Annotated in this window: 5 protein-coding genes; 3 read left to right on the top strand and 2 right to left on the bottom strand. The window is 70.9% G+C overall.

All coding sequences use genetic code 11. The features are described 5' to 3' along the window. Both WCJ52_RS01545 and WCJ52_RS01540 read left to right on the top strand, forming a co-directional pair. On the top strand, nucleotides 1-1,704 hold a 1,704-nt coding region (locus WCJ52_RS01545), incomplete at its 5' end, for an alkyl sulfatase dimerization domain-containing protein (protein WP_336901529.1). Between the two features lies 1 nt (nucleotide 1,705). Next, nucleotides 1,706-2,158 carry a nuclease gene (locus WCJ52_RS01540; RefSeq protein WP_336901528.1) on the top strand — a complete coding sequence of 151 codons (453 nt, stop codon included), beginning with the start codon at nucleotides 1,706-1,708 and terminating at the stop codon, nucleotides 2,156-2,158. Nucleotides 2,159-2,196: 38 nt separating this feature from the next. On the opposite strand, the gene WCJ52_RS01535 is transcribed toward WCJ52_RS01540, so the two are convergent. Next, on the bottom strand, nucleotides 2,197-3,633 hold the full coding sequence (locus WCJ52_RS01535; protein ID WP_336901527.1) for a mechanosensitive ion channel family protein: 1,437 nt from the start codon (nucleotides 3,631-3,633) through the stop codon (nucleotides 2,197-2,199). After that, entirely contained in the window at nucleotides 3,630-5,789 is a 2,160-nt protein-coding gene (locus tag WCJ52_RS01530) for an adenylate/guanylate cyclase domain-containing protein (RefSeq protein ID WP_336901526.1), read from the bottom strand. Before WCJ52_RS01530 ends, WCJ52_RS01535 begins: the two co-directional genes overlap by 4 nt. 202 nt (nucleotides 5,790-5,991) lie before the next feature. On the opposite strand from WCJ52_RS01530, the gene WCJ52_RS01525 reads away from it, so the two are divergent. Beyond that, entirely contained in the window at nucleotides 5,992-6,618 is a 627-nt protein-coding gene (locus WCJ52_RS01525) for a class I SAM-dependent methyltransferase (RefSeq protein WP_336901525.1), read from the top strand. The last annotated feature ends 21 nt before the right edge of the window (nucleotides 6,619-6,639 follow it).

The raw sequence follows: 6,639 nt of genomic DNA, 5'->3' as shown, positions 1-6,639 counted from the left end.
TCCATGCGAAGTTTCGACGCCGATCCGGCACAGGTTGGCACGGGCCCCCTCGGCCAGAGGGCGCACCTTCGCCAAATCGACCATTCCGCCCGGCTGGAGCGCCGGCTGCACGCGGTGCGGCCGGGGGTCTGGACCCTGGTGGGCAATGGCCTGTCCAACCAGACCTTCCTCGAGGGGCCGCAAGGCCTGATCGCCATCGACACGGGCGAGAGCGTGGAGGAGATGCGCACGGCCCTGGCCGAGGTGCGGGCCCACACCTCCGCGCCCCTGGTGGCGGTGCTCTACAGCCACTTTCACTACATCGGCGGTACGACGGCGGCCCTGGCGGATGCGGGCCGCGCCGACCTGCCCATACTGGGGCATGAGCGCATTCCCCTGAACCTGGCCCGGACCTCGGGCGAGATCGGCCCGGCCTATTCCCGGGGCCTGATCCACCAGTTCGGCCTGCGCCTGCCCCCCGAGGGGCCTGACGCCCTGGTCAATGAGGGCCTGGGCCTGCACTTCCGCAATCCCGAGCATGCGCCCTTCACCCCCGGGTATGTTCCGCCCACGGACTTCTTCCGGGGCGGCGAGCGGCTGACCCTGGCGGGACTGACGGTGGAGATCCACCACGCCCCCTCTGACGCCGACGACAGCGTCACCTTCTGGTTCCCCGAGCTTGGAACCTGCGTCCAGAACCTGGTCTGGCCGACCCTGTTCAACGTCTTTGCCATCCGCGGCGAGGAATACCGCGACCCCCAGGTCCTGCTGGCCGGGATCGACCACATCCTCTCCCTGGGGGCAGAGCACCTGGTGGGTGCCCACGGCCCACCGATCTCGGGCGCTGCCGAGATCGCCGCCCGGGTGACGCGCTATCGCGACTCCATCCAGTTCCTCTGGGACCAGACGGTGCGGGGGCTGAACCGGGGCCTGACCGCCGACGCCCTGGCCCACCAGGTGCGTCTGCCGGCGGCCTGCGACGACGACTACCTGACCAGCGAGTTCTACGGCGTGGCCGAGCACCATGTTCGCCAGATCGCCGCCGGCCTGCGGGGCTGGTTCGACGGCGAGCCGGGCAAGCTCTTCGTCCTGCCCCCGGCCGAGCGGGCGCAGCGCCTGGTCGAAGGCTTCGGCGGGGCAGCAGCCGTGCACGCCCAGGCGAGCGCCGCGCTGGGGGCGGGCGACCTGCGCTGGGCCCTGGAGCTGGCCTCCTGGCTGGTCGGACGGCCCGAGGCGGAGGCCGGTGACCGGGCCCTGCTGGCGAGCGTGCTGCGGGCCCTCGCCCAGGGGACCTCGGCGGCCAACATCCGCAACTGGTGCCTGACCCGGGCCCTGGAGCTGGAGGGTGCCCTGGACCTGTCGCGGGTGGCCGAGCACCGGCTGCGTCCGGCCCAGCTGGCGGGCCGGCCCCCGCGCGAGGCCCTGCACGTCCTGCGGGTCATGATCGACCCCGACCGGGCCGAGGGGATCGACCACCATGTCCGCTTCGACTTCCCGGACGCGACGCCCGCCGGCCTGCACGTGCGCAACGGCGTCAGCGTCGCCACGGATGGCTCGGGTGCAGGGGCCTCGGTCGCCGTGACCTGGGCTGACCTCGTCAGGGCGCTCTGCGGCCAGGTCAGGCTGTCTGATCTGGAGGCCTCGGGCGCGGCCCGGCTTTCCGGCGACGCCGACCTCACCCGCCGGGCCCTGGCAGCCTTTGACCTTCCGGGCCTGGGGCGCTGAGGTGAAACCGCGCCGGGCGGCCCTCCTCCTTGTCGGAGGCATTCTCGCCTGCGCCGTCCCCGCCCTGGCCGATCCCTGCCGCGCGGTGCCCCAGAAGGGGCCCATGCCCACCAGCCTCGCCCGGGGCGAGCGCTTCTCCGGCCCCGTGGTGCATGTGGGCGACGGGGATTCCCTGTGCCTGGCGGTGGGCCCGCGCCGGGGCGCGGATTGGGTGGAGGTGCGGCTCGCCGACTTCTACGCCCCCGAGCTTAAGGCACCGGGCGGGCGCGAGGCCCGGGACACCCTCAAGCGGATCACCGCCGGACGCCAGGTGGACTGTGTTTCCCGCGGGCGCAGCTGGGACCGGGTGGCCGCCGACTGCCGGGTAGCCGGACGCGGCCTGGGCGACCAGATGCGTGCCGCAGGGGTCCATGAGGGCGGACGGGGCTGGGGTGAGACCCCACGACGCCGCTGAAGACCGCAGATATCCCGGTCCTGAAGACCGAGGCCTGATCAGGCCTTGCGCCGGCTCTCCCGGACGGCCTGGGCAGAGCTGCGGCGCGCCTCGACCAGCTGCCCCACCTCCCGCGCCAGGATCGGGCTCTTCTCGAAAACCTGCGAGATGGCGTCGGGTGCCATGCGGACCACGAGACAGTCCTCCAGGGCGACGGCGCACAGGCTGGAGGCCTGGCGTCCGTACATGCCGCTCTCGCCGAAGATCTCGCCGGGAGACGCCCGGGCGATCTCGACGGCGGCCTCGCCCTCTCCCATCTGCAGGGAGACTTCGCCCCGGACGAGGACCAGCACGCCCGTCAGGGGGTCGCCTTCCCGGAACAGGACCTCCTGGCGCGCGAAATCCAGGGTCTCCAGGGCGTGCTCGGCGAGGCCGGACAGGTCCGGGAAGCGGCCCAGCCCGGCCAGGAGGTCCTGGGCCCGGGGCGGGGTGCGCCCGAAGACGCCCTTCTGCTGGTAGTCGAGGTTGACCGTCACGGGATAGGGCATGTTCAGGCCTCGCCGCCGGGCGGCGTACCAGATCCGGGTCATGAGCTCGCCTCGCACGGGCCAGCGGTCATCCTCGAGGGTCCGGTAGATCAGGCGGTAGACGATGCCGAAGTCGCCGAAGTTCAGGGTGGCGGCGATGGGCGCCGGGGCGGCGAGGACGCCAGGGGTCTCGGCGGCAACCTCAAGGAGGGTGGCGCGGACATCGTTGGGCGCGTCGTCATAGCTGAAGGAGACCTCGATCATCTCCATCCTCATCCGGCGCGGCCGGGAGTAGTTGGTGATGACCTCCTTGTTGAGCACCGAGTTGGGCACCACCTGCGTCAACCCACCAAAGGCCTTGAGGTGGACGGAGCGCCAGTTGATCTCCTTTACCTCGCCGGAGACGTCGCCGATCTCGATATGGTCGCCCACCTCGAAGGGCCGCTCCATAAGGAGCATGACGCCGGAGAAGAGATTGCCGAGGGGTTCCTGGAGGGCCAGGCCCACGACGATGGAGCTGACACCGAGGGCGGCCAGGGCGCCCGACAGGTCCTTTCCCCAGACCGTGGAATAGACCACGGCGCCGGCGAAGCCGACGAGCAGGATCCGGATCAGGTCGCGCAGGAGCCGCGGCACCCGGGTCGCCCAGCTTCCCACCGCCGCCGCCTCAAAGACCAGGCTGTTGATGTAGTTGAGGGCACCTGCCGCCAGGAAGATCCACAGGACGGTCTCGGCGAGGCGGACTGGCAGGCTCGAGCCCGGCAGGCCCACGGCCACCCGCAGGAAGAGCACCAGGGCCAGGACCGGCATGAACCAGTTCCGGGTCCAGCGCAGGGGACCGGCGACGGGGTGGCCCCGGCGTCCGGCGACCTGGATGGCCTCGGTCATGACCAGCAGGACGAGGGGCAGGCCCAGGCCCACGGCCAGGGCCGGGCCAAGGGCCAGGCCGCCCGGTTCGGAAGGCATCATTTCGGGCGCCCTCGTCCCTTTTTCAGCGGTTTCCGGGAGGCGTTGGCCTCGATCAGGGGTTTCCTCGAGGTGCTGGCCTCGATCAGGGGATAGAGCTCGATCCCACCCATGCCCTTGATCTCGGTGGGGACGGCAGGCCCGAAATCGATCAGGTCGTGCACCCGGTCGTAAACCGATTTTGTCACCTGGATGGAGGTCTCCCCATCCGAGACGATACCCCGGGCGAGGCGGACGGTGTCGCCCCAGAGGTCGTAGATGAACCGTCGGCGACCCACCAGGCCGCCGGTCACGGGCCCGCTGTTGATGCCCACCTCGGCCACGAGCTCCAGGCCCCGTTCAGCGTTGAACCGGCGTACGATCCGGACAGCCTCCCGGGCGAACTCGACCATGCGCAGGGTATGGTCCGGCCGTTCGGCCGAAAGGCCCGAGGCGGCGAGGTAGGACGAACCGATGGTCCTGACCTTTTCCACGCCCAGGCCCTCCGCCACCTCGTCAAAGGCGCCCACCATGTCGCTCAGCAGGCTGAGCGCAGCCTCTTCGCCCAGGGTGAGGGCCAGGGCGTCGAGGCCGAAGAGATTGACGAAGGCCACGGTGACGTCGGCGAAGGCGCGCGGGGTGTCGTGCCCGCCCTCGCGCATCTGGGCGGCGCCTGAGGCCGGCAGCAGGCTCTCGAGCAGGCGTTCGCTTTCCTGGGCCTGGGCCTGGACCTCGGCCTTCTGCGCCCGCAGGCTCCGGATCATCCGGTTGAGGGAGTCCCCGAGGGCGCGGAGTTCAGGATCCCGTGGCGGCGTGACCTCGGCGTCGCTTTCGCCCTGCCCGACCCGCTCGGCGGCGGCGGCCAGGGCGCTGATCGGGCGGGTGATCCGCGAGGCGTAGGCGATGGCGAGGAGTGAGCCCAGCAGGGCCAGGCCGACCGCCGCCAATAGGGCCTGGGCGGCATAGGCGCGGACGGGTGCCAGGGCCTCCTTCTGGTCGACCTGGGCGATCACGGCCCAGCGCAGGGAGTCTAGGTCTACCGGCCCATAGGCAGTGAAGACCGGCTCTCCCCTGTAGTCCACGTCGTCGGCGTCCACCCCACTGCGCCCCGCCAGGGCCGCCTCCGCGGCCTCGCCGGTCTGGGGCGCCAGCAGGACGGCGGTGCCGAGACGTTCGATCTGGTCCACAGTGTGGGTGGTGAGCTTGGAATGACGCAGGCCAGCGACGAAGGCCTTGGGGTCTTCCTGCATGAAGCGGGATTCGGTCCGTAGCCGTTTGTCGGGGCCGATCAGGAAGACCTCGCCGGTCTTTCCCATCCCGTCATTGGACAGGGCCGCCTCGACCTGGTTCGTGGCCAGGCGAAGGGCCATGATGGCCACCAGCCGGTTTCGGTAGAAGACGGGGGTGACGATAAAAGCCCGGGGCTTGCCCAGGGCGGGCCGGTAGAACTCAAAATCCGACATCCGGTAGTCGTCGACGTTCTGGCTGCGCCGGAGCCCTCGCACCGCCTCTGCCAGGTTGCTGGAGGCGTAGGGACCGGTCTCCAGGCTGGTCCCCAGGGCGGCGTTGGCCTGGTAGCTGAAGAAGACCTCAAGGGTATCAGGGTCGACCAGCAGGATGTTCTCGAAGCCAAACCGGCGGAGGATATCCCCAAGCCGGGCGTGGGTGTCTGCCACCGCGCGTCCGTAAGATGTGGGATCTGTGCCTGTCAGCAGGGGCTGGGAGCCCGTGTAGGGCCGCGCCGACGGGACGACATAGGCCGCCTGGGCGCGCCATCCCGCGTTCGAGGCTGGCAGGAGGCCTTCAGGCTCCACCGTCGCGTCGATCCCCCGGCTGAGGGCCGGCGCGAAGTCGTGGGTGTAGAAGGCCGTCACGGCGGCCCGGGTCGCGGCATCCGGCGGCGTATCGCCCAGGGCCCTGTAGCCGGCCCGGAGTCTGACGCCCATCCGGCCGACTTCCGGCAGGCCGGAGAGGGCGAGGACCTCGTTCCTCGAAGCCTGGAGAAGGGTTGACACCAGCTTCACCCGGGAGGTCTGGACACCCTGGAGCTGGGCCAGGGCCGCGGCCTTCAGGGCGTTGCGGGCGCTGGCATAGCCCAGGCCCGCCACCACGCCCACCGAGGTCAGGAGCAGGAGCAGGATGAAGGCGATAAGCCGGGTCTGGAGGCTGAACTGGCGCATGGCAGGCAATCCGGATGACGGCGGGGACGGCGGAATCAAGCTCCAACTGTCTCGATAAGCCCCGCCCGTCGCTCCGGCAAGGGCGGTCGGGCAAGGGGGGTCGGGCAAAGTGGAGCCTGAACGGGCGCTTCGGGGGCTCCAGCGCGGTCTGGTGCCCGGCGCAGGGCCATGTCAGCCTAGACCTATGCCTGAAGCGCCCAAGATGGACGACTCCGAGGTCCACCGCGCCGCCGGGGACGTGATCGGCCTCTATACCCGCCATGCGGACGCCTGGGATGCGGCCCGGGGGGCGGAGGTCCGGATCGAAGGTGCCTGGCTGTCACGGTTCGCGGACGGCCTGCCCCCGGGCGGGAGGGTGCTGGACCTGGGCTGCGGGACGGGGCGGCCCCTCGGCGCCTGGTTCTTGGACCGCGGCTTTGCCGTGACTGGCGTCGACGGCTCGGCGCCCGCGGTCGAACGGGCGCGCCGCCGCCTGCCCGCCGGGACCTGGCTCTGCGCGGACATGCGCGGCCTGGACCTGGGAGAGACCTTTGACGGCCTCCTGGCCTGGGACAGCCTGTTCCACCTGACGCACGACGATCAGAGGGCCCTCTTCCCGGTCTTAGGTGTCCACGCGGCTCCGGGCGCCAGGCTCATGTTCACCTCCGGCCCGGAGGCGGGGACGGCCATGGGGGTGTTCGGCGGCGATCCCCTGCACCATGCCAGCCTTGCCCCGGCCGAGTACCGCGACCTGCTGGCAAAACAGGGCTTCGAGGTCCTCCAGTTCACGCCTGAAGATCCGGACTGCGGCGGGCATTCGGTCTGGCTGGCGCGCCGACGGCTTGGCTGAAGACCCGGGAGGAGGCATACC

The sequence above is a fragment of the Phenylobacterium sp. genome (assembly GCF_037138395.1).
In the GTDB taxonomy this organism is placed as follows: domain Bacteria; phylum Pseudomonadota; class Alphaproteobacteria; order Caulobacterales; family Caulobacteraceae; genus Phenylobacterium.
Note: the sequence above shows the minus strand (reverse complement) of the source record. Positions and strands in the feature narration are given on the sequence as shown.

What these genes read in the sequence shown, in the direction of transcription:
- WCJ52_RS01535 (WP_336901527.1), bottom strand. Translation starts at nt 3,633, where the DNA reads ATGATGCCTTCCGAACCGGGCGGCCTGGCCCTTGGCCCGGCCCTGGCC.
- WCJ52_RS01530 (WP_336901526.1), bottom strand. Translation starts at nt 5,789, where the DNA reads ATGCGCCAGTTCAGCCTCCAGACCCGGCTTATCGCCTTCATCCTGCTC.
- WCJ52_RS01525 (WP_336901525.1), top strand. Translation starts at nt 5,992, where the DNA reads ATGGACGACTCCGAGGTCCACCGCGCCGCCGGGGACGTGATCGGCCTC.